This is a genomic window from Mycolicibacterium palauense, assembly GCF_002592005.1.
In the GTDB taxonomy this organism is placed as follows: domain Bacteria; phylum Actinomycetota; class Actinomycetes; order Mycobacteriales; family Mycobacteriaceae; genus Mycobacterium; species Mycobacterium palauense.
The window spans coordinates 22,920-48,775 of the sequence record NZ_NVQF01000013.1 but is presented as its reverse complement, the minus strand read 5'-3'; the positions used below and the strand labels follow the sequence as shown (position 1 = coordinate 48,775).

At 69.4% G+C, this 25,856-nt stretch carries 26 protein-coding genes; 9 read left to right on the top strand and 17 right to left on the bottom strand.

The features are described 5' to 3' along the window. Window positions 1-5 precede the first annotated feature (5 nt). Window positions 6-1,526, bottom strand: coding sequence for a CoA-acylating methylmalonate-semialdehyde dehydrogenase (locus CSR00_RS07740; protein WP_099021808.1), 1,521 nt, complete (start codon window positions 1,524-1,526; stop codon window positions 6-8). A 225-nt stretch (window positions 1,527-1,751) separates the two neighbouring features. Here CSR00_RS07740 and CSR00_RS07735 point away from each other — a divergent pair, with 225 nt between their 5' ends. Continuing rightward, a complete protein-coding gene (locus CSR00_RS07735) occupies window positions 1,752-3,176 on the top strand; it encodes a DUF1214 domain-containing protein (protein WP_099021807.1) in 1,425 nt (474 codons plus the stop codon). On the opposite strand, the gene rfbC is transcribed toward CSR00_RS07735, so the two are convergent. The 7 genes from rfbC to CSR00_RS07700 form a co-directional block, all read right to left on the bottom strand. Beyond that, window positions 3,113-3,778, bottom strand: coding sequence for a dTDP-4-dehydrorhamnose 3,5-epimerase (gene rfbC / locus CSR00_RS07730; RefSeq protein WP_099021806.1), 666 nt, complete (start codon window positions 3,776-3,778; stop codon window positions 3,113-3,115). The genes CSR00_RS07735 and rfbC overlap by 64 nt on opposite strands. A gap of 9 nt (window positions 3,779-3,787) precedes the next feature. Next, window positions 3,788-4,783: a dTDP-glucose 4,6-dehydratase gene (gene rfbB, locus CSR00_RS07725; RefSeq protein WP_099021805.1), complete on the bottom strand. Its 996-nt coding sequence runs from the start codon at window positions 4,781-4,783 to the stop codon at window positions 3,788-3,790. A 38-nt stretch (window positions 4,784-4,821) separates the two neighbouring features. Next, entirely contained in the window at window positions 4,822-5,709 is an 888-nt protein-coding gene (locus tag CSR00_RS07720; RefSeq protein ID WP_099021804.1) for an LLM class F420-dependent oxidoreductase, read from the bottom strand. Between the two features lie 150 nt (window positions 5,710-5,859). Next, window positions 5,860-7,341: an ATP-binding protein gene (locus CSR00_RS07715; protein WP_099021803.1), complete on the bottom strand. Its 1,482-nt coding sequence runs from the start codon at window positions 7,339-7,341 to the stop codon at window positions 5,860-5,862. A 49-nt stretch (window positions 7,342-7,390) separates the two neighbouring features. Continuing rightward, window positions 7,391-9,067 carry an NAD(P)/FAD-dependent oxidoreductase gene (locus CSR00_RS07710; RefSeq protein ID WP_099021802.1) on the bottom strand — a complete coding sequence of 559 codons (1,677 nt, stop codon included), beginning with the start codon at window positions 9,065-9,067 and terminating at the stop codon, window positions 7,391-7,393. Window positions 9,068-9,121: 54 nt separating this feature from the next. Then, window positions 9,122-10,600, bottom strand: coding sequence for a flotillin family protein (locus CSR00_RS07705; RefSeq protein WP_245905888.1), 1,479 nt, complete (start codon window positions 10,598-10,600; stop codon window positions 9,122-9,124). Window positions 10,601-10,627: 27 nt separating this feature from the next. Next, on the bottom strand, window positions 10,628-11,149 hold the full coding sequence (locus CSR00_RS07700) for a hypothetical protein (protein ID WP_099021854.1): 522 nt from the start codon (window positions 11,147-11,149) through the stop codon (window positions 10,628-10,630). Window positions 11,150-11,480: 331 nt separating this feature from the next. Here CSR00_RS07700 and infA point away from each other — a divergent pair, with 331 nt between their 5' ends. The 8 genes from infA to truA all read left to right on the top strand — a co-directional run bounded on the left by infA (window position 11,481) and on the right by truA (window position 16,181). Then, a complete protein-coding gene (gene infA, locus CSR00_RS07695; RefSeq protein WP_003418601.1) occupies window positions 11,481-11,702 on the top strand; it encodes a translation initiation factor IF-1 in 222 nt (73 codons plus the stop codon). Between the two features lie 46 nt (window positions 11,703-11,748). Beyond that, entirely contained in the window at window positions 11,749-11,862 is a 114-nt protein-coding gene (rpmJ, locus tag CSR00_RS07690) for a 50S ribosomal protein L36 (RefSeq protein WP_003879483.1), read from the top strand. 198 nt (window positions 11,863-12,060) lie between these two features. Then, window positions 12,061-12,435: a 30S ribosomal protein S13 gene (gene rpsM / locus CSR00_RS07685; RefSeq protein WP_099021801.1), complete on the top strand. Its 375-nt coding sequence runs from the start codon at window positions 12,061-12,063 to the stop codon at window positions 12,433-12,435. Window positions 12,436-12,438: 3 nt separating this feature from the next. Then, window positions 12,439-12,846, top strand: coding sequence for a 30S ribosomal protein S11 (gene rpsK / locus CSR00_RS07680; RefSeq protein WP_099021800.1), 408 nt, complete (start codon window positions 12,439-12,441; stop codon window positions 12,844-12,846). A gap of 32 nt (window positions 12,847-12,878) precedes the next feature. Then, complete coding sequence (rpsD, locus tag CSR00_RS07675) at window positions 12,879-13,484, top strand: 30S ribosomal protein S4 (RefSeq protein ID WP_099021799.1); 606 nt, start codon at window positions 12,879-12,881, stop codon at window positions 13,482-13,484. Between the two features lie 87 nt (window positions 13,485-13,571). Further along, window positions 13,572-14,624 carry a DNA-directed RNA polymerase subunit alpha gene (locus CSR00_RS07670; protein ID WP_099021798.1) on the top strand — a complete coding sequence of 351 codons (1,053 nt, stop codon included), beginning with the start codon at window positions 13,572-13,574 and terminating at the stop codon, window positions 14,622-14,624. Window positions 14,625-14,683: 59 nt separating this feature from the next. Further along, window positions 14,684-15,259 carry a 50S ribosomal protein L17 gene (gene rplQ / locus CSR00_RS07665; RefSeq protein ID WP_099021797.1) on the top strand — a complete coding sequence of 192 codons (576 nt, stop codon included), beginning with the start codon at window positions 14,684-14,686 and terminating at the stop codon, window positions 15,257-15,259. Window positions 15,260-15,275: 16 nt separating this feature from the next. Beyond that, window positions 15,276-16,181, top strand: coding sequence for a tRNA pseudouridine(38-40) synthase TruA (truA, locus tag CSR00_RS07660; RefSeq protein WP_099021853.1), 906 nt, complete (start codon window positions 15,276-15,278; stop codon window positions 16,179-16,181). Window positions 16,182-16,190: 9 nt separating this feature from the next. Here the strand turns inward: truA and CSR00_RS07655 are convergent, their stop codons facing one another. From CSR00_RS07655 to CSR00_RS07615, 9 genes are all read right to left on the bottom strand, one after another. Beyond that, on the bottom strand, window positions 16,191-17,027 hold the full coding sequence (locus CSR00_RS07655) for an ABC transporter permease (RefSeq protein ID WP_099021796.1): 837 nt from the start codon (window positions 17,025-17,027) through the stop codon (window positions 16,191-16,193). Next, window positions 17,027-17,833 (bottom strand): ABC transporter ATP-binding protein, encoded by an 807-nt coding sequence (locus tag CSR00_RS07650; RefSeq protein ID WP_099021795.1) that lies wholly within the window; start codon window positions 17,831-17,833, stop codon window positions 17,027-17,029. Before CSR00_RS07650 ends, CSR00_RS07655 begins: the two co-directional genes overlap by 1 nt. 68 nt (window positions 17,834-17,901) lie before the next feature. Beyond that, window positions 17,902-18,954, bottom strand: coding sequence for an ABC transporter substrate-binding protein (locus CSR00_RS07645; protein ID WP_099021794.1), 1,053 nt, complete (start codon window positions 18,952-18,954; stop codon window positions 17,902-17,904). A 204-nt stretch (window positions 18,955-19,158) separates the two neighbouring features. After that, a complete protein-coding gene (locus CSR00_RS07640; RefSeq protein WP_176561949.1) occupies window positions 19,159-19,821 on the bottom strand; it encodes a GntR family transcriptional regulator in 663 nt (220 codons plus the stop codon). A 46-nt stretch (window positions 19,822-19,867) separates the two neighbouring features. Continuing rightward, on the bottom strand, window positions 19,868-21,343 hold the full coding sequence (locus CSR00_RS07635) for an amidase (RefSeq protein WP_176561948.1): 1,476 nt from the start codon (window positions 21,341-21,343) through the stop codon (window positions 19,868-19,870). Further along, on the bottom strand, window positions 21,340-22,461 hold the full coding sequence (locus tag CSR00_RS07630; RefSeq protein ID WP_099021791.1) for a pyridoxal phosphate-dependent aminotransferase: 1,122 nt from the start codon (window positions 22,459-22,461) through the stop codon (window positions 21,340-21,342). Before CSR00_RS07630 ends, CSR00_RS07635 begins: the two co-directional genes overlap by 4 nt. Continuing rightward, entirely contained in the window at window positions 22,458-23,447 is a 990-nt protein-coding gene (locus CSR00_RS07625; protein ID WP_099021790.1) for a 2,5-dihydroxypyridine 5,6-dioxygenase NicX family protein, read from the bottom strand. Before CSR00_RS07625 ends, CSR00_RS07630 begins: the two co-directional genes overlap by 4 nt. Then, the gene (locus CSR00_RS07620; protein ID WP_176561947.1) at window positions 23,444-24,439 is read right to left on the bottom strand and encodes an LLM class flavin-dependent oxidoreductase; all 996 of its coding nucleotides are present in this window, start codon (window positions 24,437-24,439) and stop codon (window positions 23,444-23,446) included. Before CSR00_RS07620 ends, CSR00_RS07625 begins: the two co-directional genes overlap by 4 nt. Then, entirely contained in the window at window positions 24,436-25,692 is a 1,257-nt protein-coding gene (locus CSR00_RS07615) for a M20 family metallopeptidase (protein ID WP_176561946.1), read from the bottom strand. Before CSR00_RS07615 ends, CSR00_RS07620 begins: the two co-directional genes overlap by 4 nt. Between the last annotated feature and the right edge of the window lie 164 nt (window positions 25,693-25,856).

The following is a 25,856-nucleotide window of genomic DNA, read 5'->3' as shown; positions in this document are numbered from 1 at the left end:
TCAGCTCACTTCATCGTGGGGATGACGAACTCGGCGCCGTCCTTGATCCCCGAGGGCCAGCGCTCGGTGATCGTCTTGACCTTGGTGTAGAACTGGATCGAGGCCGGACCGTGCTGGTTGAGGTCACCGAAGCCGGACCGCTTCCAGCCGCCGAAGGTGTGGTAGGAGACCGGCACCGGGATCGGCACGTTCACGCCGACCATGCCGACCTGCACGCGGGAGACGAAGTCACGCGCGGTGTCGCCGTCGCGGGTGAACACCGCGACCCCGTTGCCGTATTCGTGCTCGGACGGCAGCCGCAGGGCCTCTTCGTAGTCGTGGGCGCGCACGATGCACAGCACCGGCCCGAAGATCTCGTCGGTGTAGATCGACATGTCGGTGGTGACGTGGTCGAACAGGGTGGGGCCGATGAAGTAGCCGCCCTCGAGGTTGGCGTCACCGAAGGTCAGCTCGTCGCTGCTCTTCTGCCGGCCGTCGACCACGATCTCGGCGCCGGCGGCCACCCCCGCGTCGATGTAGTCGTGCACCCGCTTCAGCGCGGCGCCGGTGACCAGCGGTCCGTAGTCGGCCTTGGGATCCAGGCTGTGACCGACGCGCAGGTTGTTGATCCGCTCGACCAGCCGCGCGCGCAGCCGGTTCGCGGTCTCCTCGCCGACCGGCACCGCGACGCTGATGGCCATGCAGCGCTCGCCGGCGCTGCCGTAACCGGCGCCGATCAACGCGTCGACGGCCTGGTCGAGGTCGGCGTCGGGCATGATGATCATGTGGTTCTTGGCCCCGCCGAAGCACTGCGAGCGCTTGCCGTTGGCGGCGGAGGTGGCGTAGATGTACTGCGCGATGTCGGAGCTGCCCACGAACCCGACGGCCTTGACGTCCGGGTGGTGCAGGATGGCGTCGACGGCCTCCTTGTCGCCCTGCACGACCTGGAAGACGCCCGGCGGTAGGCCCGCCTCCAGGAACAGCTCGGCCAGCCGCACCGGCACCGAGGGGTCGCGCTCGGAGGGCTTGAGGATGAAGGCGTTGCCGCACGCCAGGGCCGGTCCGGCCTTCCACAGCGGGATCATCGCCGGGAAGTTGAACGGGGTGATGCCGGCGACCACACCCAGCGGCTGACGGAGCGAGTAGACGTCGATGCCGGGACCGGCGCCCTCGGTGAACTCACCCTTGAGCAGGTGCGGAATGCCGACGGCGAACTCGATGACCTCCAGGCCTCGCTGGATGTCGCCGAGCGAATCCGGCACGGTCTTGCCGTGCTCGATGGACAGCAGCTCGGCCAGCTCGTCCTTGTTCTGGTTGACCAGGTCGATGAACTTCATCATCACCCGGGCCCGGCGCTGCGGGTTGAAGGCCGCCCATTCCTTCTGGGCCTCGACGGCCGAGGCGACCGCGGTGTCGACGTCGGCGGCCGAGGCCAACAGGACCTGGGCCTGCACCTCGCCGGTGCTGGGGTTGAGCACGTCGGCGGTGCGGGTCGACGCGAGGTTGCTGCGGTGGCCGTCGATGAAGTGGGGAATCTGTGTGGTCATCTTTGTGTCCCGGGGGCGTAGCGGATGGTGGAGTTGGGGCGCGGGCGCGCCCACACCGAAGATACTTGGATATCCTAGTAAGTCGTGTCACACCTTGGCAAGGCTCCGCCCGCGCCGAGAAACCCCGGGAAAACCGCCAGAAAGTTGCCGATCAGGTCGCCAACCTCCGCACCTCGGCGCCGACGAGGTCTTAATGTCGTGCCTGAGCAGGAGGGGGAGCCGCAGATGAGCGAGACCACCGAGGGCAGCCAGGGCACCGAGACCCCCGGGAGAACGGCCGGGGCCGGGGATCCACTGCCGGGCGGGTACCCGGCACCCCGGACCGTCGACCTGGGCTACGAGGCCCTCGATCTCAACCGGGCCGTGCAGACATACCGGCAGTACTACCGCGCGGTCTCCGGCGCGGCGATCTTCGACGGGATCACCAAGGCCGGCGGGCGGGCCAACGAGGTGTTCGGATACTTCCAGACCCGCCCGCATCACGTCGGCTTCACGCTCAACGCCGACACCCCCTACGGCGTGGCGCTGCTGGACCTGAGCGCCGGGCCGATGGTCATCGAACTCCCGCCCGGACCCTTCGTGGCCACCGTCTTCGACATCCATCAGCACTGGATCCTGGACATGGGACTGCCCGGCCCCGACGGCGGCGAGGGCGGCAGGCATCTGGTGCTGCCGCCGGACCACTCACCGGACCCACCCGAGGGTTTCCACACCGGGGTCGCCGCCTCGGACCGGGTGATCGCCGCGATCCGGGTGATCCCCGCCGGCGCCGACGTGGCGGCCGCGCTGGAGCGACTCACCACGGTCAAGGTGTACCCGCTTGACCCCGGGCCGGACTGGTCGGATCCGGCCTGGTTCGAGATGACCGCGCAGGGCCAGGACACCACACCGCTGGCCTATGAGACCGGCCTGGAGTACTGGCGGGCACTACATGCGCTGATCGACTCCGAGCCGGGCCTGCCCGAGTACCGCTCCGCCTGCGGGGATCTGGCCGCACTGGGGATCGTCCGGGGCCGGCCGTTCGCCCCCGACGAGCGGATGACGCGCATTCTGGAGCTGGCCGCCAAGACCGCCAACACCCAGATGCGGGTGGAGTCGCTGGCCGACCGGAGTCCCGAGCGGGAGGTCTGGCCGGACCGGCAGTGGGAATGGGCGGCGCTGCGGCACGAGAACGGCACCTTCGACGCCGAGGGCTACCGCGACACCCACGCGATCGACAAGTGGTTCTTCCAGGCCATCGCCGTCTCACCGGCGATGTTCCGCCGCGACCCCGGTGCGGGCTCGCTGTACTGGCTGGGCAGCCGCGAGCAGGGCGGCGACTACCTGTGCGGCGAGAACGGCTACCGGCTCACCGTCCCGCTGCCGGTCCCGGCCACGCTGTTCTGGTCGGTCACGGTCTACGACGCGGAGACGCGCAGCCAGATCCGGACCGCCCAGGACCGCGCGGCGCTGCGGTCGGAGTTCGAACTCGCCGATCTCGACGGTGATTCGGTGGATCTGTTCTTCGGCCCCGAGCCGCCGGAATCCGGCGCCGACCGGTGGATACAGACCACCCCGGGCCAGGGCTGGTTCGCCTACCTGCGGCTCTACGGTCCCGAGGGGCCGGCGTTCGACGGGTCCTGGAAGCCGGGCGATTTCGTCGCGCTCTGACGCAACCGCTCGGTGAACGAACGCGCCTCGTCCCAGGTCGGCAGCAGGCCCGCCGCGCGGATGTCCGCCAACGGGGGAGCGGCCCGGTCGCGCTCGGAGAGCGCCGTCGCCGCGCCGAACACCGTGGCGGGCCACTCGATGCCGATCTGCGGATCGAAGGGGGAGATGGTGTGCTCGCGGTCGGGGGCGTAGCCGGACGAGCACAGATACATCACCGTGGAGTCGTCCTGCAGGGCCAGGAATCCGTGCGCCAACCCCTCGGCCAGGTAGACCGATCGGCGGTCCACGTCGTCGAGCAGCACCGAATCCCAGCGGCCGTAGGTGGGCGAGCCGACCCGGATGTCGACGACGACGTCGAAGACCGCCCCCCGCACGCAGGTGACGTATTTGGCCTGGCCGGGCGGGAGCCGGCTGAAGTGCAGCCCCCGCAGCACCCCCGCCGAGGACACCGAGCAGTTGGCCTGGGCGAGCGCGAGCCGGTGACCGGTCATCCGGGCGAACTCGTGTTCGGTGAACCACTCGAAGAACGTCCCGCGGTCGTCGCCGTGCAGACGGGGCGTGAGTTCCCACGCACCGGGCACCGTCAGTTCACGAAAGCCCATGTTGCCCCGTCACTGCCCGCGCCCGGCGTAGGTCGCCTCGACACCGTCCTTGAGCGGCTCCCACCAGTGGCGGTGGGTGCGATACCACTGCACGGTCTCCGAGAGCGCCGCCGTGAAATCGGAATGGCTTGGAGCCCAGCCGAGTTCGCTGCGCAACAGCGACGGGTCGATGGCGTAGCGCAGGTCGTGTCCGGCCCGGTCGGTGACGTGGTCGAAGTCCCCGGGGTCCCGGTCCATGACGGCCAGGATCGCCTGCAGCACCTCCAGGTTCGACCTCTGGCAGTCGGCGCCGATCAGGTACGTCCGGCCGATGCGGCCGTCGGTGAGGATGGTGCGCACCGCGGCATTGTGGTCCTCGACGTGGATCCAGTCGCGCACGTTGGCGCCGGTGCCGTAGAGCTTGGGCCGTCTGCCGGTCAGGATGTTCGTGATCTGCCGCGGAATGAACTTCTCCACGTGCTGGTAGGGCCCGAAGTTGTTGGAGCAGTTGGAGATCGTGGCCCGCACCCGGTAGGACCGGACCCAGGCGCGCACCAGCATGTCGGCGGCCGCCTTGGTCGCCGAGTAGGGACTCGACGGGTGGTAGGGCGTGGTCTCGGTGAACCGTTCGGTGCCGCCGAGCCCGAGATCGCCGTACACCTCGTCGGTCGAGACGTGGTGGAGCCGGACGTCGTGCCGGCGCACGGCCTCCAGCAGGGTGTAGGTGCCCACGACGTTGGAGTGCAGGAACGGCGCGGGATCGGCGAGCGCGTTGTCGACGTGGGTCTCGGCCGCGAAGTGCACCACCGCGTCGGATTCGGCGACCAGCCTGGTGACCAGCTCGGCGTCGGCGATGTCGCCGCGGATCAGCCGGATCTCGTTCTCGATCGGGCGCAGCGACTCCAGGCTGCCCGCGTAGGTCAGCGAGTCCACGACGGTCACCGCGTCCTCGGGATGCTCGCGCACGCAGGCGTGCACGAAGTTGGCGCCGATGAAGCCCGCGCCCCCGGTGACCAGCAACCGCATGGGCCAACCCTAGCCGGATGCCGGCGCGGCGGTCGCGATCAGCCCCGGGCGGAGAGACCCAGCGGTCCGGCCAGCTCCGCCAGCGCCGGCACCAGGTCCTCGCGGCTACCCAGCACCTGAACGGTGACGTGGTCGGCCCCGGCCGCCAGGTGCTCGCCGAGGCGCTCGGCGATCTGTGCGGGAGTGCCGTAGGCCACCACCGAGTCGATCAGCCGGTCGCTGCCGGGCGGGGTGACGTCGGCGGCCGTGAAGCCGATGCGGCGCCAGTTGTTGACGTAGTTGGACAGCCCCAGGTAGAACTCCACCGTCTTGCGGCCCAGTTCGCGGGCCCGCTCGGCGTCGGTGGAAAGCACCACCTTGTGTTCGGGCGCCAGGAACACGCTGTTGCCGATCGTCTCGCGTGCCATGGCGGTGTGTTCGGGCGTGGTCAGGTAGGGGTGGGCGCCGGCACTGCGGTCGCGGGCCAGCCGTAGCACCCGGGGTCCGAGCGCGGCCACCACCCGCCGGCTCGTCGGCACGCCCGCGGCGTCCAGCGCGTCCAGGTAGGACACCAGTGCGTCGTAGGGCTTGACGTATTCCTGGGTGTGCTCGGGATGCCCGGCGCCGATGCCGAGCAGGAACCGGCCCGGGTGGGCGGCCTCGATGCGGTGGTAGGACTCGGCGACCTGGTCGGCCGGGGCCGACCAGATGTTGACGATTCCGGTCGCCAGCGTCAGGGTTTCGGTGGCCTCCAGGATGGGTTCGACGAAGGTCAGGTCGGCCGGCGGGGAGCCGCCCACCCAGATGGCGCCGTAACCCAGCTTCTCGATCTCGGCGGCCTGCTCGGGTGTGACGGGGCCGCCGGTCCACACGCCGTAGGCGCCGAGGTCGGGCTTGAGTTCGACGGCGTCGGGCTTGGGTGCGGTGTTCGGTGCGCTCTCGGTCACGGGGGTTACCTCTCGTCGGGCGGTGTCGTCGGGCGGATTCGTCCTGTTGGCCGTTCGGGGACCGCTGTTCGGGGCCCGGGCATGCCCGCTGCAACCGGCACGGCACGGGCCCCTATTCCGCTGCGGTGCCCGTGGTTGGCGGGCGACCGGTCAGTCCGAACGGGCCGGCAGTTCGGTGGGGGTGGGCGCCTCCGGCGCGGGGGCCTGCAGCGGCAGGCACACGATGAACCGGGTGTCGCCCGGTCGCGACTGCACGGAGATGTTGCCGTGGTGTTTTTCCACCACGATGCGCCAGGCCAGGTCCAGGCCCAGGCCGGTGCCCTCGCCGAACGGTTTGGTGGTGAAGAACGGGGTGAAGATGCGGTCGATGATCTCCTCGGGGATTCCCGGTCCGTCGTCGCAGATCTCCACCCGGATCATGTCGTCGCTCTCGCGCATGGTGCGAACCGTCAGCGTGCCGTGGCCGTCCATCGCCTGCAGCGCATTGTCGATGATGTTCGTCCACACCTGGTTGAGATCGCCCGGGTAGCAGAGCAATTCGGGCAGCGACTTGTCCATGTCCTTGACCAGGGAGATGGGTTTGTCCTTCCCGAGCTTGTCGCCGAACATCATGATGGTGCTGCGCAGCAGTTCGTGGACGTTGGCGCTCTGATAGGAGCCGCGGTCCATCTGCGAGTACTGCTTGGCGCCGGCCAGCAGGGCCGAGATGCGCTTGCTGGCCTCGACGATCTCGGACATCCGCAGCTCGGTGTCGATGGTGTACTTCAGCCAGCCGATGGCGCTCTGCAGCGACGCCGAGGCGTCCACGTCGTCCACCGATGCCGACACCCGTTCCAGCCAGTCGATGTCGAGACCGGCCTCGACGAACGTCGGCGCATAGTCCCAGGCGCCGAGGATGCCGTGGTCCTCCAGCCAGTCGCCGATCTGGTCCTCGCGGTCGGAGGTCTCCAGCGCCGACAGCTCCTGGTCGCGGGCCTTGGCAACCCGTTCGGCGACCTCGTCCTGGATGGTCACCAGCGTGTGCAGCGCCTGCGGGGTGAACTTGCCGTCGGCGAGCATCGCCAGCTTGTGGCGCATCTTGCCGACCCCCTCGCGCAGATCGGCGACCGCACGCGCGGTGGCCGCGGCCGGGTTGTTGAGCTGGTGGGTCAGTCCGGCGGTGATGGTGCCCAGGGCGAGTAGCTTCTCCCGCTGCCCGATGATCTGGCTCTGCCGCCGGCCGCCGACCTTGTGTCCCTCCAGCAGGTGCACGGCCATCGGGAACTGCGACTGCATGAAGTGGGCGAAGGCGTTGGCGTCCAGGACGAACATCCGCGACGGTTTGGTCAGGCGCACCGAGGCCTCGTAGACGTGCTCCTCGCCGGGGACGTAAGCCGACCAGGCGCCGCAGTACACGCCGCGCTGGGAGGTGCGGTTGGTCTGGATGTCCACGCCACCGGAGCGCTTGGACATCGCCAGCTCGCCGTCGATGAGGACGTAGAAGCAGGTGGCCGGCTCGCCCTCGACGCACAACGGGCCCGGATCCAGGGTCTCGATCTGACCGTCGGCGCACAGCATGTCCAGCTGGGCGTCGGTGAGGTGTTCGAACAGGAACAGCGTGCGCAGCTCGTCGGCCAGGCAGGTATCGCCCATGACTGTTGTCTCTCCTCAAGTCCGCCGGCGGAGCCTTCCGCCGGTGCGCTTACGCCTCGTCCAGATACCGGTGGACCAGCATCACCGCCATCGATCCTTCGCCGACGGCCGCCGCGACGCGTTTGGCCGACTCGGCCCGGACGTCTCCTGCAACAAAAACACCCGGCACACTTGTTTCCAGGTGGTGCGGCGGGCGGTCCAGGGTCCACCCGGTGACCTCGCGCAGGTCCGGACCGGACAGGATGAAACCCTTGTCGTCGCGGGCCACGACGCCGTCGAGCCACTCGGTGCGGGGCTCGGCGCCGATGAAGATGAACATCCGCCCGCAGTCGTGGTCCTCGCGCGCACCGGTCTGGGTGTTCTCCAGGCAGATCCGTTCCAGGTGGCCATTGCCGGTGACCGCGTGGACCACGGTGTGCGGCATCTCCTTGATCCGCTCGTTGGCCCTGATCTGCTGGATCAGGTAGTAGGACATCGAGTCCTCCAGGGTGCGGCGGATGACGATGGTCACCGACCTGGCCGTCCGCGAGAGGTACATCGCGGCCTGGCCGGCGGAGTTGGCGCCGCCGACGACGAACACGTCGTCACCGTCGCAGTCGGTGGCCACCGAGACGGCCGCGCCGTAGTAGACGCCGGCCCCGGTCAGCGGGGCGCAGCCGTCGGCGGGCAGCTGGCGGTATTCGACGCCCATGGCCAGGATCACCGCCCGCGCCCCGATGGCGCGCCCGTCGGAGAGGTGCACCGTGCGTGCCGACCCGTCGACCTCCAGGCTGACCGCCTCGGCCGCGGTGATCAGCTCGGCGTCGAACTTCTCGGCCTGCCGACGGGCCCGCTCGGCGAGCTGGGCGCCCGACAGGCCGTCGGGGAAGCCCAGGTAGTTCTCGATGCGGGAGCTCTGCCCGGCCTGCCCGCCGGTGGCGGTCCGTTCGATCAGGACGGTCTTGAGTCCCTCCGAGGCGCCGTAGACCGCGGCGGCCAGGCCCGCCGGGCCGCCGCCGATGACCACCAGGTCATAGAAGTCCTCGGCCGGGGTGGTGGTCAGGCCCAGGGTGGCCGCCAGCTCGGCGTCGGTCGGTTCGACCAGCGTCTCGCCCTGCTCGGTGATGACCACCGGAAGCGTCAGCCCGTCGAGCCCCGCGGCGTCCAGCAGCTGGCGGCCCTTGGCCTCGTCGGCGCGGAACCAGGTGTAGAAGAGGCGGTTGCGGGCCAGGAACTCGCGCACCTCCGAGGACCGGGCATTCCACGGGTGCCCGATGATCTTGGTGTGCGGGATGGCCCGGTCGCCGGTGGCACGCCACGCGTCGATCAGCGCGTCGATCACCGGGTAGAGCTTCTCCTCCGGGGGATCCCACGGCTTGAGGAGGTAGTGGTCGAGGTCCACGACGTTGATCGCGTCGATGGCCGCGTGGGTGTCGGCGTAGGCGGTCAGCAGCACCCGGCGGGCCATCGGGAAGATGTCCATCGCCTCTTCGAGGAACTCGATCCCGCTCATCTGCGGCATCCGGTAGTCGGCGACGAAGACCGCGACCGTCTCGCCCCGCAGCTTGAGCTCGTTGAGCGTTTCCAGCGCGTCCGGGCCGGATTCGGCGCGCACGATGCGGAAGTTCTCGCCGTAGTGGCGACGCAGGTCGCGGGCCACCGCGCGGGACACCGCGGGGTCGTCATCGACGGTGAGGATGACCGGTTTGCGGGGGTGCGAGCGGGCCCGCTCGTCGGAGGCTGACATCGCCTGTAAGTATGCGCCCACCGGCCGACCGGCCGCGGCCCGGATTCGGGGTGGTTATTCGGTGGGCGAAACCGGCCCGGCGATGTCGGTGGGCGCACCGCCGCCGACGGTGTTGCCGGTGTGGCCGTCGGTGTTGCCGGTGTTGCCGGTGTTGCCGGAATCGGGGCTCAGCAGCGCCGCCACATCGATTCCGGAGGTCCGCAGCGCCTCGACGATCTTGGCCACCGCCAGCGGGCCGACGCCGAGCATGCCGCCGACGGCGTCCTGGGCGTCGCCGGCACCGCCGATGATCGACAGCCGCTCGATCTCGCCCAGCGGCATCGCGGCGGCCTCGGTGGCCTTGACCACGGATGCCAGCACGTCGGGCAGCATCAGCAGCCGGGCGGCGTCGGGGCTGTAGCTGTTCAGCGCCACGGCGACCTCCTTCTTGCCGGCCGCCTCGGCCACCAGCCGGGCCTTGACGCCGTCGGCTTCGGCCTGCCGCTCGACACGCAGCGCGTCGGCGGCCGCCTTGCGCGCGTCGGCCTCGGCCTGCCCGGCCAGGATGGTGGCCTGACGCTGGCCCTCGGCGCGGGCGATGTCGGCCTGCCGCTGCGCCTCGGCGGGAGCGATCACGTCGGCCTGCAGCGCGGCCTGGGCCTGTTCGGCCCGGCGCTGCTCCACCTCGATGCGGGCCTGCACGCGGGCGGCCTCGGCCTGCTCGGTGGCGATGCCGACGTCCTTCTGGGCGCGGGCGTTGGCCAGCGGCCCGGCCTGGTCGGCCTGGGCGTTCTCGGCCTCGGTCTGGGCGCGCAGCCGGGCCAGTTCGACGTCGCGGCGCTGGTTGGCCGTGGCGATCGCGGTGTCGGCCTCGGCCTGGGCGACCGAGCCCTCCTGGCGGGCCTTGGCCGAGCGGATCTGGGCGTCGCGTTCGGCCTCGGCGGTGCCGACCGCGGCGTCGCGTTTCACCTCGGCGATGCGCCGCTGACCCAGCGACTCCAGGTAGCCGTTGTGGTCGGAGATGCCGGCGATCTTGAGGACGTCGACCTCCATACCGATGCGGGCCAGATCGGAGCCGGCCTCCTCGACGACGTTGCGGGCCATGGCGTCGCGGTTGGAGTTGAGGTCCTCGACGGTCATGGTGGCGGTGATACCGCGCAGGCTGCCGGCCAGGATCTCGTTGATCTGGCGGCGCAGCTCGTTGAGGTCGGAGGTCAGGAAGCGCTGCACGGCGGTCTGCACCGCCTCGTCGGCCGAACCGACCCGCACCAGGCCCACCGCCTCGACGTTGACCGGCACGCCGTTGTGCGACAGCGCGTTCTGCAGGTTGATGCTGACGTTGAACGGTTCCAGCGTCATGATGTCGACGCGTTCGATGCCGGGCATCCGGAACCGGGCTCCGCCGCGGACCACCTTGGGGGTGCCGCGGCCGGTGAAGACCGCGACCTCATTGGGCGGGACCTTGATGTAGTTCTTCACGTAGATCAGCGGCAGCGCGACGAACAACAGCAGCGCGGCGACGGTGACCAGGACGGCGATCATCAGCGTGGACATGTCGGACCTTTCGGGGCGGCCGGGGGATCAGGGTTCGGGAACTGCGACGACGTGGACGTAGTCGGCGTCGACGTCGGCGATGTAGACGCGGGTGGACTTGCTCAGTGGCGCGGTCTCGGCGCTGACGGCCCGGGAGCGCACCCGGTTGCCCTCGGCGTCGACGAAGGCGACCTCACCCCAGCCGCCGGCGGGGACCTCCAGGGTGACGGTGCCCAGCAGCCCGATATAGGAGGAGCGGCCGCGGTGGGAGTTGGCCTCCTGCCGGCGCAGATAGGGCAGCAGCAGCCCCTGTAGGGCCAGGATCAGCGCCAGTCCCGACACCGCCGCGATCACGCCGGCACCGAGGCCGCCCAGTCCGCTCCAGCCGCTGACCAGCCCGCCGGTGCCCGCGCCGAGCAGGCCGGCGGACAGGCTGGTCAGGCTCAGGAAGGGCATGCCCTGCAGGGAATGGCCGACATCGGCGTGACCGACGTCGAAATCGGTCAGCAGCAGCGCGGCCAGCACGCCGATACCGCCCACGGCGAACAGGCCAAGATAGACGACCGTCACCCGACCCCCCTCAGACTCGTGCAGGCCGCGCGCCGCGGTCCCGCGGTGCGCCGTCGGCGCCATGCCAGTGTGATCCTTGCACCTCCGCGGCGAGGGGTCTCGGCGGTTTTGGAGCCTGAGCGGGAAGCGGGTATCGTAGACCAACGGTGCGGTCGCCGCGCCGGCTCTTTGCGTGCCAGTTCTGGAATCCGGATGTGTCGGAAATTCCTGACGCCCGGTCCACGTTTGTGAAGTCGGAGCGAAGGCTGCGCCGAGAACAGGGCGTCACGCACTCGAACAGAACACGTGAAGACCAGATACGTAACCAGAAACTAAGGATCGCCGGAAAGTAATGGCCAAGAAAGACGGTGCCATAGAGGTCGAGGGCCGCGTGGTCGAGCCCCTGCCCAATGCGATGTTCCGCATTGAGCTGGAGAACGGCCACAAGGTGCTCGCCCATATCAGCGGCAAGATGCGGCAGCACTACATCCGCATCCTGCCCGAGGACCGCGTCGTGGTGGAGCTGTCTCCCTACGACCTGTCCCGGGGCCGCATCGTGTACCGGTACAAGTAACGCCCGTTTATCCACCCCTACCGACAAGAACAGGATCGATACAGCCGTGAAGGTGAACCCGAGCGTCAAGCCGATCTGCGACAAGTGCAGGGTGATCCGCCGGCATGGGCGGGTCATGGTGATCTGCTCCGATCCGCGCCACAAGCAGCGCCAGGGCTAGTCCCCGCGCGGCGAGCGCCGAGCAGCACCCGAGACAACTGAATGATGAACTCCCAGATCCACTGAGCAGCCGGCGCGTCAGCGCCACCAAGACGATTCAGCGCTGCTCGCACACGTCCGGCACGGAGGCCGGACCCCGCGAACAGGCGGGAACGGACTGGGACCAGACCTCCGCGATGAAGTAAGGAAACACTGCCTGATGGCACGTCTAGTGGGCGTCGACCTCCCGCGCGACAAGCGCATGGAGATCGCGTTGACCTATATCTACGGCGTCGGCCGTACCCGTTCCCAGGAGATCCTGGCCGCGACCGGCATCGACCGGGACCAGCGCAGCAAGGACCTCACCGATGACCAGCTGACCCAGCTGCGTGACTACATCGAGGCCAATCTCAAGGTCGAGGGCGACCTGCGCCGCGAGGTGCAGGCCGACATCCGCCGCAAGATCGAGATCGGCTGCTACCAGGGCCTGCGGCACCGCCGGGGCCTGCCCGTCCGCGGCCAGCGCACCAAGACCAATGCGCGCACCCGCAAGGGCCCCAAGAAGACCATCGCCGGCAAGAAGAAGGCCAGGTAAGACATGCCACCGACCAAGAAGCCCGGCGCCCGCGGCCAGAAGGCCCGTCGTCGCGAGAAGAAGAACGTCCCGCACGGCGCCGCGCACATCAAGAGCACGTTCAACAACACCATCGTGTCGATCACCGACCCCCAGGGCAACGTCATCGCCTGGGCCTCCTCGGGTCATGTCGGCTTCAAGGGCTCGCGCAAGTCGACCCCGTTCGCCGCGCAGCTGGCCGCCGAGAACGCCGCCCGCAAGGCGCAGGAGCACGGCGTGAAGAAGGTCGACGTGTTCGTCAAGGGCCCGGGCTCGGGCCGCGAGACCGCGATCCGCTCGCTGCAGGCCGCCGGCCTGGAGGTCGGTGCGATCTCCGACGTCACGCCGCAGCCGCACAACGGTTGCCGTCCGCCGAAGCGGCGCCGGGTCTAAGGGTCTAGAGGACTAGAGGGAGTTTGTAAGAGATGGCTCGTTACACCGGACCCGCGACCCGCAAGTCGCGCCGGCTGGGCACCGACCTCGTCGGTGGCGACCAGTCGTTCGAGAAGCGCCCCTACCCGCCCGGCCAGCACGGTCGCGCGCGGATCAAGGAGAGCGAATACCGCCAGCAGCTGCACGAGAAGCAGAAGGCCCGCTTCACCTACGGCGTGCTGGAGAAGCAGTTCCGCCGCTACTACGAAGAGGCCGTGCGCAAGCCCGGCAAGACCGGCGAGAACCTGCTGCAGATCCTGGAGAGCCGGCTGGACAACGTGGTGTACCGCGCCGGGCTGGCCCGCACCCGCCGGATGGCCCGCCAGCTGGTCAGCCACGGCCACTTCACCGTCAACGGTGTCAAGGTGGACATCCCCAGCTACCGGGTGTCGCAGTACGACATCATCGACGTCAAGGACAAGTCGCTGAACACCCTGCCGTTCGAGGTGGCCCGGCAGACCGCCGGCGAGCGCCCGATCCCGGGGTGGCTGCAGGTCATCGGTGAGCGTCAGCGCATCCTCGTGCACCAGCTGCCCGAGCGCGCGCAGATCGACGTGCCGCTCACCGAGCAGCTCATCGTCGAGCTCTACTCGAAGTAACCCCCACGCCCCACCCGCCGTCCGGCGGGTGGGGAACTCACCTACCGGCATCAAATAGCGGTTGCCGAGAAGGAGAAAAGAAACACCATGCTGATTTCTCAGCGCCCCGCCCTGAGCGAAGAGGTTCTCGCCGAGAACCGCTCCCAGTTCGTCATCGAGCCGCTGGAGCCCGGATTCGGCTACACCCTGGGCAATTCGCTGCGCCGCACGCTGCTGTCGTCGATTCCGGGCGCGGCGGTCACCAGCATCCGCATCGACGGTGTGCTGCACGAGTTCACCACGGTGCCCGGGGTCAAGGAAGACGTCACCGACATCATCCTGAACCTCAAGGGTCTGGTCGTGTCCTCCGAGGAGGACGAGCCGGTCACCATGTACCTGCGCAAGCAGGGCCCGGGCGAGGTCACCGCGGGCGACATCGTGCCGCCCGCCGGTGTCACCGTGCACAACCCGGACATGCACATCGCGACGCTCAACGACAAGGGCAAGCTGGAGGTCGAGCTCGTCGTCGAGCGCGGCCGCGGCTACGTCCCCGCCGTGCAGAACAAGGCCTCCGGCGCCGAGATCGGCCGCATCCCGGTCGATTCGATCTACTCGCCGGTCCTCAAGGTCACCTACAAGGTGGAGGCCACCCGTGTCGAGCAGCGCACCGACTTCGACAAGCTGATCCTCGACGTCGAGACCAAGAACTCGATCAGCCCGCGTGACGCGCTGGCCTCGGCCGGCAAGACGCTGGTCGAGCTGTTCGGTCTGGCGCGCGAGCTCAACGTCGAGGCCGAGGGCATCGAGATCGGGCCGTCGCCGGCCGAGGCCGACCACATCGCCAGCTTCGCGCTGCCGATCGACGACCTGGACCTCACGGTGCGTTCCTACAACTGCCTCAAGCGCGAGGGCGTGCACACCGTGGGCGAGCTCGTCGCCCGCACGGAGTCCGACCTGCTGGACATCCGCAACTTCGGCCAGAAGTCCATCGACGAGGTGAAGATCAAGCTGCACCAGCTGGGTCTGTCGCTCAAGGACTCGCCGGCCACCTTCGATCCGTCCGAGGTCGCCGGCTATGACGTCGCCACCGGCACCTGGAACAGTGACGCCGGCTATGACCTGGATGACAACCAGGACTACGCCGAAACCGAACAGCTCTAAGAGAAACCGTCCCGGTCCTACCTGATACGGGGACCGGCCCCATTGAGGAGATAGTCGCAATGCCCAAGCCATCCAAGGGCCCTCGCCTCGGCGGGTCGTCCTCGCACCAGAAGGCGCTGCTGGCCAACCTGGCCACCTCGCTGTTCGAGCACGGCCGAATCAAGACCACCGAGCCGAAGGCCCGGGCGCTGCGGCCGTACGCGGAGAAGCTCATCACCCACGCCAAGAAGGGCACGCTGCACAACCGGCGTGAGGTGATGAAGAAGATCCGCGACAAGGATGTCGTGCACACCCTGTTCGCCGAGATCGGACCGTTCTACTCCGACCGCAACGGCGGCTACACCCGCATCATCAAGGTCGAGAACCGCAAGGGCGACAACGCCCCGATGGCGGTGATCGAGCTGGTGCGGGAGAAGACGGTCACCTCCGAAGCGGATCGGGCCCGTCGGGTGGCGGCATCGCAGGAGGCCGCCCCGGTCGCCGAGGCTCCGGTGGAGGAGACGCCCGTCGCCGAGGTGCAGGCCGAGGACGAGGCGATCGCCGACGCCCAGACCGCCGAAGCCGCCGAGGCGGCTGAGGTCGAGGCCCCCGAGGTTGCCGAGCCCGGCAGTGCCGAGGATGACACGAAGTCCTAGCGACGACGCTGTGATCATGCCCGCCTCCGAATCCGGTGGCGGGCATGATCATTTTTCCTCCCCGGGTGAGGAGACGACCCGGCTCCGGTTCGACATCGCCTACGACGGGACCGAGTTCGCCGGGTGGGCGGTGCAGGCCGGGCAGCGCACGGTCGCCGGAGTCCTCGAGGAGGCGCTCTCGACGGTCTTTCGCGTCCCGGTGGTGGTGCGTGTGGCGGGACGCACCGACGCCGGGGTGCACGCCACGGGCCAGGTGGCGCATGCCGACGTTCCCGTGGACGCCCTGACGCACGCCTACCCGCGGCGGCCCCGCCCCGGGGAGGCGGAGTTCGCGCCGCTGGTGCGCCGGCTGGCCCGGTTCCTGCCCGCCGACGTCCGGGTCCGCGAGATCGTGCGGGCACCGGACGGTTTCGACGCGCGCTTCTCGGCGCTGCGCCGGCATTACGTCTACCGGTTGTCCACGGCCGCATGGGGTGTCGACCCGTTCGCGGCCCGCTACGTCACCGCCTGGCCGCGACCACTGGACGTGGCGGCGATGTCGGCGGCCTCGGCCCGGCTGGTGGGGTTGCGTGACTTCGCCGCGTTCTGCCGGCACCGTGAGGGGGCTACCACCATCCGCGACCTGCAACGTCTGGACTGGGTGCGTGACGGTGACCGGGTCACCGCGTTCGTCAGCGCGGACGCGTTCTGCTGGAACATGGTCCGTTCGCTGGTGGGCGCCGTGCTGGCGGTGGGGGAGCGGCGCCGCGATGCCGAGTGGCTCGCCGGCCTGCTCACGGTGACCCGGCGCTCCAGCGATTTCGCGGCGGCGCCGGCGCGGGGTCTCACGCTGGTGGGGGTCGACTACCCCCCGGCCGATCAGCTCGCGGCCCGCAACGCGGTGACGCGCGATGTACGCAATCTCGGCGACGGATCCGGATGACCACGGCGGTCAACGGCCGGCCTGCCAGAAGACGATCTTGCGGTCGAGCAGTTCCATCAGGCCGTACAGGAGCAGGCCGATGACCATCAGGACGAAGATCGTGGCGAAGCCGTGCGCAACGTTGAGCTGGAAATTGTAGGTCTGCACCAGCACCCCCATTCCTTCGCTGGCCCCGGCGAACTCCGCCACGATCGCGCCGGTGAGCGCGAGCGTCATGGCGGTCTTCAGACCGGCGAAGAAGAAGGGCAGCGACGACGGCAGGCTCAGCTTGTAGTACATCTGCCACCGGCTTGCGCCCATCGACCTCAACAGGGTCGCGGCGTCGCGGTCCACGGTCTCCAGGCCGACCACCACGGAGATCAGCAGTGGGAAGAAGCAGATCGTCGCCGCCATCATGACCTTGGAGGTCAGCCCGAACCCGAACCAGACGAGGAAGACCGGCGCCAGGGCGACGCGTGGCGTGTTCTGAAACGCGATGACGAGGGGATAGACGATGCGCCGGAAGGTCACCGACAGCCCGATACCCATGCCGATGACCCAGGCTCCCAGGCACCCCAGCAGGAACCCGTAGATCGTCTCCTGGACCGTCACCCAGGTCGCGGACCAGAAGTAGCCGGTCCGGGCGATCTCCCAGAGCGCCGCGGCGATCTCGCTGGGCGCCGGCATGATGATGGCGCTGAAGAATCCGGTGCGGGTCGCGATCTCCCACAGGGACAGCACGACGACACACGCCGTCGCCGGCAACACGACTGCGGCGATCGGAATGCGGCGCCGGCCCGGGCCGTCCGCGTCGGTGGCTTCGGTGGTTGCGGTCCGCGCCGGGGAGTGATCGGTCGGTGCGGCCATCAGCTCGCCTCTCCTTCGTGCGCGAACAGCAGTGACCGGATGTGGGCGATGAGCTCGAACGCGGCGGGGCTGCCGAGTGTGTCGCGGGTGCGGGGCCGGGGGAGGTCGACCGGCACCACCTCCAGGACCTCGCCGGGATGCGGCTTGAGGACGACGACCTTGTCGGAAAGCAGAACCGATTCGGCGATGCTGTGCGTGACGTAGATGGCGGTACGGCCGAGGTCGGCCTGGATCGAGGAGAGCTCGAGTGTCAGCTTCTCCCGGTTGAATTCGTCGAGGGCCGAGAACGGCTCGTCGAGCAGCATGATGTCGGGGTCCAGGAGCAGCAGGCGGGCCAGGCTGGCCCGTTGCTGCATCCCGCCGGAGAGCTCCCAGGCGTGCTTGTCGATGAACTTCGTCAGGCCGACGAGCTCCAGGACCTCGTGTGCGCGCGCTCGTGCCGCCGCCATGTCGCCGCGGGTGATCTCGATGGGCAGCAGCACGTTGGACAGAACCGTGCGCCAGGGCAACAGGACCGGCGATTGCAGCATGATGCCGACGTCGGTTCGTCCGGCCCTGGGAGGCGCACCGAAGACCTGGACGTCGCCGCCCTGGTAGTCCTCCAGTCCGGCGATCACCTTCAGCAGGGTCGATTTGCCGCACCCGCTCGGCCCGACGAACGACACGAACTCACCCGGGCGGACGCACACGTCCACGGAACGCAGCGCCTCCACGCGGCCGCGCCGCGTCGCATAGGACTTGCTGAGTCCCGCGACCGACACCACCGGGGCGGCCTGGGCTCGAACGGAGGTGGCCGCGTGGTCCATGGAGGAGCTCCTCCCGGGGGTCGTGGTGTCCGGCCGATCGTGCCGGGTCAGTACGGATCGGGCGGGGCTCATGAATCCTTCAGGACGGGTTCGGTGAAGTCGTTGGTCTGCTCGATGTAGTCGTTGGTGAACACCTTCTGGAAGTCGATCGGCTGATCACCGAGGGCGTTTCCGGCCAGGACGGAGGCCTGCAGCTCCAACGCCGGGTAGTCGTACTCCCCGAGCATCTTGTCGGCGCGTGGCGCGACGCCGCGCAGGGTAGCGTCGAGATAGGCACGCGCGGTGTCCATGTCGGTGCACTCCTCCGGCACGTACGAGCAACCGACCTCCAGTGCTGTGCCCGGGTCGTTGAGGGCGTCGACGGTGCCGCGGTTCCACGCGCGCACGATCTTGATCAGGGTGTCGCGTTCGTCGGAGGAGGCATCGTGTTTGAGGACGAACGAGTTGGCGGGCATGCCGCGGAAGTCCTCCGGCAGGATGTTGACGAATGCGCTGCCCTGGGCCTCCACGGCGGCCAGGTCGTTGGTGTACCCGGCGTATGCGGCGATCTTTCCGGTCTGCAGGGCGTCGAACACCGCGGGGCCGCCGGCGCCGACCGCGACGACGTTGACCTGGTCGGTCAGGCCCTGGGCGTCGAGCACCGCATTGACCAGCCCCACCTCGCCACCACCGGGATCGGTGATGCCCAGGGTCTTTCCGGCGAGATCGGTCACCGAGGTGACGCCGGAACCCTGCGGCGCGCCGATCAGGATGATGTCTCGGTCGGCCTCGGAGATCCCCTGCAACTGGTGGCCCTGCGACGCGGCGACCGACGTTCCCTCCGTGGAGGCCAGGCCGTAGGGGATCTTCCCGGCGATCAACTGCTGGACGACGTAGGTACCGCCCTCGCTGGCCTGCAGTTCGACATCGAGTCCCTCGTCGGCGAAATAGCCGTTCTCCTGGGCCATGATCTCGCCGATGAACGCCAGCGACCGCTGGTAGGACACCATCAGGTCGACCTTGCGTGGACCGTCGCCGGAGGCGCCGGCGGAACTGTCGGATTGGCTGGAACAGGCGCCCGCACCGAGCGTGGTCACGAGGGCGAGCGCGGCGGCGGCGGTGATACGACGGGTCGGTGACATCCGGTCTCCTTTGGAATATTAGATCTTATTATTAGACCGCGGCGGCCGGGCCGGGACCACTCGGGGAGGGCAGGTTTCACACCGCGTTTACAGAATGCGGCGGTGAGCCCGCCCGCCGCACGGCGGCCGGGACCGACGCGACCGCGACACAGGTCCAATGGTGTTGTGCCACTGGGGAAATGGTCCGATCGCCGCCGCGTGACGTCAGCCGAGCTGCCCGGCTCGCTGCAGGGCGGCCACCTGGACGTCGCGGATGCTGGCGATGTGGGCACGCATGACGTCCTGCGCACGCACGCTGTCGCCGGCGGCGATGGCGGACACGATGGCGCGGTGTTGGGCCAGCGACTCGTGGTAGCGCTCGATCCCGCCGCCGATGGCTCCGATCCGTTTCAGGTGCGCCGAGAGCCGGTCCACAACTTCGGCGAGGCTGCGGTTGTTCAACTGCCCGATCAGGATGTCGTCGAAGGCGTCGAGATAGTCGGCCGCGGACTTCAGGTCACCGGAGTCCAGGGCGGCGCGTGTGCCCGCGATGTTCACGTTCAGCGCGTCGAGCAGCGCGGGATCTCGCGTATCGGCCGCCCGGCGAACGCATTCGCACTCCAGAATCTCCCGAACCTCGTAGTGCTCGCGCACGTCGGACTCGGTATAGCGCTTGGCGCGGGCCCCGCGATACGGCAGTATCTCGACGAGGCCGTCCTGATCCAGGCGGACGAGCGCCTCCCTGATGGGTGTCTTGCTGACGCCGTACAACGCGCACAGCGCCACCTCGCGCAGCGGTTCGCCCGGAGCGAAGGTGTGGTCGATGAGCGCGGACCGCAGCCTGCGGTAGACCGCTTCCTTGACCTGAATCGGAGAGGTGTTGTCCAACACGCGATCCTTACCCTCGGCGCATCGCACTGTGGGAGATCATATCTTATACTCCGCCAGCAGATTCGGGAGCGCGCACGCTCGGGCCGGCGGGCCCGGCCGGGGCGGTGCGGCTCGGATTGGTTGCCGCCAGCACACTCTCGCACCACTGGGCGATGTCGAGAAGCAGGTCGTCGGCCGACCAGGCGCACACCAACTGCACCCCGATCGGCAGGGCGGTCGAGCCGAGGTGGGTCGGCAGCGTGATCGCCGGCTGCCCGGTCAGATTGAACGGATACGTGTAGGGCGTCCACGTCACCCACGGGAGGGCGGCGTCGGCCTCCCCGCCCTCGGGCACCTCGGCCTCGGCGTCGAACGCGGTGATCGGCATCGTCGGCATCAGCAGCGCGTCGCAGCGGTCGAAGAGAGCGAAGAGGCCGGCGCTGAACTCCCGCAGCCTGGCGAGCACGTCGAGGAAGTCGGGCATCGAGTAGCGCTGGGCCAGCTCCGCGAGGCGCACCAGCCCGGGGTCCATGATCGAGGCATGGGCCCGGATCGTGGAACCGAATCCGATGCCCCGTCCGGTGATCCAGAGCGCCTCGAACATCTCCCGGGGTGGCGGTCCGGGCAGTGCCAGCTCGACGAGGTCGGCCACGCCGGCGCGGTCCAGTAGCTGGACCGTCGCCTCGAAGACCGCGGCGACCGCGTCGCACGGCGCGATTCCGAACGGTTCCCGCACCACCGCGATGCGTGCGCGACCGGTCAGGCCGGGCCCCCGACGGGAGAAGAAGGACTGCGGATCACGGGCGTCGGGGCCGCGGGTGAGGTCGAAGGCCAGCCGGGCGTCGGCGACGTGCCTGCTCATCGGGCCGGCGTGGGACAGGGTGGCGTTGTGGGTGGCCGGCCAGACCGGGATGGCGCCCAGCGTCGGTTTGAAGCCGACGATCCCGCAGAACGCCGCGGGGATGCGCACGGAACCGCCCGCGTCGGTGCCGGTGGCCAGCGGTACGGCGCCCGCGGCCACCGTCGCGCCGGAGCCCGCGCTGGACCCGCCGGTGTTCCTGCTGGTGTCCCAGGGGTTTCGGGTGACGCCGGTGCGCGGTGAGATTCCCGTGCCCTTCCAGCCGAACTCGGGAGTGGTGGTTCGACCGATGACCACCGCGCCGGCCTCGAGCAGTCGCGCCATGATCGGCGATGTGGTGGCCGCCGGTGTCGCAGAGGTGGTCAGCGAGCCCTTGCCGATCACCTCGCCGGCGATGTTGAGATTGTCCTTGGCCGCGATCGGAACACCGTGCAAGCCGCTGCGCAGGTGCCCGGAGCGGATCTCCCGCTCGGCCCGTGCGGCGTCGCGCAGCGCCCGGTCGGCCATGAATCCGGCATACGCGTTGATCCGGGGCTCTGCCTCGCGGGCGAGCTCGAGGGCACACTCCACCAGGTGCACCGGTGACAGTTCAGCCGTCGCGACGCGACGCCCGAGCTCGACGGCGCTGCTGGCGGCGTACTCCCCGGGGGTCACGTCGGAGAAGCGGCTCGCGGGGGTCACCGGGCCACCTCTCGCCTGGCGGCCAGCGCGGTCCACTCTGCGCAGAACCGGTCCGTCCAGGCCGGGGGTACCGATGTGCTCACCTTGACGAAGCGATCGCCGAACCGCGGTGACTGGTAGGTGCCCGGGCGGATGAAGATGTTCCGCTCCAGCATGGCCCGGCAGACCTGTTCCGAGGTCGGACCGGCCGCGTCGAGCTCGATCGCGACGAAATTGCCCTGCGATGGTGACACCACTATCCGGTCCGCGCCGCGGCCGGCCACCACCGACTCGATGGCCTCGATGTTCCGGCGATTCGCCGCACGGACCCGGGCGAGCCACGGCACCTTGACCCGCAGGCCGGCGATCGCGGCCCGCTGTGCGGTGATGCCGGCACCGAGGGGATTGGCGGGCGCATGGGTGAAGGTTGCGAGCAGCTCCGGGATCGCCACCAGGGCACCCACCCGCAGCCCCGCGATGCCCAGCCACTTCGAGAAGCTGTAGGTGGTGATGGTCCGTTCCGGATAGAGCTGGGCGGCCAGGGTGTGGTTGTCGGCGAAATGGCGGTAGGTGCAGTCGTGCACGACGTAGGAACCGGTGGCGCGCGCGAGGTCGGTGATCTCGATGAGCTGGTCGCGGGTGTAGCTGCTGCCCAGCGGATTGAGTGGGTCGATGAGGTAGAGGAGACTGCCGGGCTCGATCACCGCGGCGATCTGCGCCGCGGTCAGTATCCGTTCCGGGGTGTCGAACACCGGCGCGACGGCGACGGGCAGACCCTGGTCGGCGACGAACCGGGCCGGCCAGGGCCAGCCCGGGTCGCTGGTGATGAGCTTGCTGACCCGTGGGGCCAGGACGGTGCACACCTGGTGAAGACCCGACACCGCCCCGTCGGTGACCCAGGCCTGGCTGCCCGGCAGGCCGAGGTCCTCGACGATGAGCTCGCGCAGCTCGGCGAAACCCGCTGCGGGGGCGTAGAACTGAAATTCGTGCCGCTCGATGCTCGTGCGCAGCGCGTCGACCACCGCCGCGGGCGGCTCCAGGTGGGTGGTGTTCTGTCCCATCCAGATCAGGTCCGGCCGGCGCAGCAACGCTTCGAATGACGGCATGCCGGACAGCGCCGGCGGTGACTCGTCGGTCACCGCGGTGCCCCCTGCCCGATCGCCTCACCGTCGCAGATCCGCGGTGTGCCGTCCAGCCATATCGTCGCATCGCGCATGACACAGTCGAGGTGGGCGGGGGCGTCGACGGTCCCGCCGTAGGCCAGCGAGTTGCCGAAGGCGATATGTGCGCTGCCCTTGGTGGATTCGGTCTCCATCGGGACCCCGCAGACCGTGCCCTGGGGATTCAGGCCGACGGCCACCTCGGCGAGGTTGCTCATCCGGGGGTCGTCGACGTCGCCGAGCATGGACTGCAGACGCGCTCCCTGACGCCCTTCGACGCCGACCAGCCGGCCCCGGCTGATGTGCAGCGCAACCGGTTCGGTGACCGGGCCGGCACCCATGAACAGGAAATCGCCGTCGATGACCACGACACCCTCCGAGGACTCCTCCACCGGCGCGGTCCCGGACTCGATGTCCGGCGGGGCCATGTATTCGCCCGGGTTGCGGGCGACCCCGGTCAGTGCACGCCCGCGTCGGCCACGCACCGAACCGCGAAGGTCGGTGCCGGCGCCGGTGGTGATGCGGTAGGTGTCGGCCTCCTCCCACAGCCGGGAGAGCGCGGTGGTGGTCGCGACCAGGGCGTCGAAGTCGACGTCCAGGGGGCCGCCGAGCCGAAAGGTGTCCTCGACGACGGCGGGCATGCACAGGTATCGGCGCCCCGCCGCGGTGGCGTTCTGCCGGGCCCGGCTGGAGCCCAGGAAGGTGGAGGTGAGTTCGATCGCCGCGTTGGCCTCGAGCAGCGCGGCCGCGACGGCCGGGGGCGGTTCGGAGCCCGGGATCCGGTAGCGGGGCACGGCGACGGGTGTCGGTATCGCGCCGCGCTCGAGTAGTCCGGCCGACAGGGCACCCAGAACCGCGGCGTCGGTGTCGGCGTCGTGCAGCAATGCCACGATCTCGCCGCGCCGCACGCCCAGGCAGGTCTCCAGGACGATGGCGACGGTCTTCGACGGGATGTGGCTCGTCACCCGGCCTCCCGCATGGCCTCGGCGAATGCCCCGATGGTCGCGATGCGGCTGGGCTGGTCTCCGCCGATGGGAAAGACGGTCAGCGTGTCCACGCCGACCGCGGCGAGTGTCCGGATGTGGGCCACGGCGTCGGAGCGGTTGCCGGCCAGGGCCATTCTGCGGACGAAGTCGTCGGGCAACAACGCCGCCGCCGCCTGCGCCTCCTGGAACTCGCCCCCGGTGTAGGTCGACCGCACCTGCTCGACGAGAGAACGTGGCAGTCCGGCGAGCTCGCAGTACACCGGTGCGGTCTGGGGAAACCATGCCGCGATGGTCCGGGCCGCCTGCAGCGCGCTTTCGGTGTCCTCGGAGATCTGTCCGTATGCGAAGACGTTGATCGTCGGGCGCTCACCGCGGCCGGCCTGTTCGACGCCGCGGTCGATGTGCTGCAGCGCATATCGGATGCCGTCGGGATGCAGTCCCGCGAGGATGATCACTCCGTCGGCGATGCGCCCGGCCAGCTCGAGCGTCCTCGGCCCGCTGGCCGACAGGTAGACCGGGATCGGTGCGGCAGGCGGGAACTTCATGTGCGCCTGCTCCAACCGGAAGCCCTCCGCCGCGCACGTGACGTCGTCGCCGCGCCAGAGCCGCCGCGACACGCTGACGGCGTCTTCGAGGGTCGCCAGTTTCGCCGGTCGCAGCCCGAGCGACTCCAGGGGCCGGTCGCCCACGCCGATCCCGTACCGGGCGCGGCCGCCGGAGATCTCGTCGACGGCCGCGATGGCGCTCGCGCCGACGGCGGGATGCCGGGTCAGCGGATTGGTGACGGCGGTTCCCAGCGCGATCCGCGAGGTCGCCATGGCCGCGAGTGTCAGGTAGGCGTAGCAGTTGCGGGCGTGCAGCGACGAGTCGGTCAGCCAGAGTTCGTCGAAGCCGAGGTCCTCGATCTCCGCGCTGATCCGCCGGAACTCCGCTGGGGGGTAGACCGGTTGCAGTGTGACGGCAGATCTCACGGGAGCTCCCTGCTGGTCGAGGATCGGGTGGTCTGGTCCGACGCCAGCGCGTAAGCGCAGAAGGCCGCGTAGACCCGCGCCGCCTCGACGATGTCGTCGATCGAGAGATGCTCGTTCGGGCAGTACACCGGTTCGCCCCCGGGGCCGAAGATGACGGTCGGGATGCGATCACCGAAACTCGCGGTGTCGCCGAGCCAGCCGGCCACCCCCACGCCGGGCTCGTGCCCCCGAACCGAGTGGACGGCTCGTCTCATCAGCATGGTGACCTCGTCGTCCTCGGAGGCGAGATAGCCCGATTTGACATCGGCGAGAACGATTTCCGCGCGTAGGCGGGGTTCGCGTTCGCGGGCCACCGCCAGGCAGCGTTCGACCTCCGCGCGGACGGTCTGCACGCTGACACCCGGCTGGGGGCGGCAGTCTATCCGGACCACGCATTCGTCGGGGATCATCGACGGGCCGCCCGGGGGCAGGCCGCCGTAGACCCGGCCGGGGCTCATGAACGTCTCCGGCCCGAACAGCGACGACACCCGGTCGTCGAGCGCCGGCTCCAGCCGCGAGGCGTCCAGCTCGATGATCGCGTGCGCGGCAAGCATGTTTGCGTTGACGGCCAGGCTCTTGTGACAGGTGTGGGCGGAGACGCCGCGGACGACGACGTCGAAGTAGTACCGGCCGCGGTGGCCCACGAAGATCTCATTGTCGGACAGCTCGCCGAGCACGCAATAGTCGGCGCCGTGCTCCTCGAAGTAGCGAATCGACCCGAGCTGCTCGCCCATGTGGTCGGACACCGCGGCCATCGCGACACGGCCCTGTATCGGCAGCTGGGCGGACCGCAGCGCCTCGATCGCGACGATCTGGCACGCCAGGGCGGCCTTCATATCCATGATGCCGTGCCCGTAGACCGCGCCGTCGACGATGTCGCCGGAGAAGGGCTCGGCGACCGTCCAGCCGTGCGAGACCGGCTTGGTGTCCATGTGTCCGGTGAGGACCACCGTCGGGCCGTCGGTGGGTCGAGGGCCGAAGTCCAAGTGCCCGATCGCATTCGGCCGTGCGGGGAGCACCTCCTGCGCGCGGACTCCGGCGAAGCCGGACCGTCGCATGGTGTCGACAAGGTGTCGCGCCAGTGGCCCTTCCTCACCCAGAACGCTGGGAATTCGGCACACTTCCTGCACCAGCTGCACCAGCCGCGCCTCATCGATGTGGGCGATGACAGCCTGCGCGAGGTCGAGGTCGGCGGCCGGGGGAGTGTCGGGCATCGAGGAACCTTCCATCAGATCGTGTATTAGATCTTATTTTCGGGAAGACCGGCTCTGCAACTCAGGAGGGCGACCCGTCGGGTCGTGTCAGGCGTGCGAAGAAGCGCCGGGGGCGGTGTCTGTCGGGCGTCGGCGCGGACACGCTCGGGGCTCGCCGAGGCCTG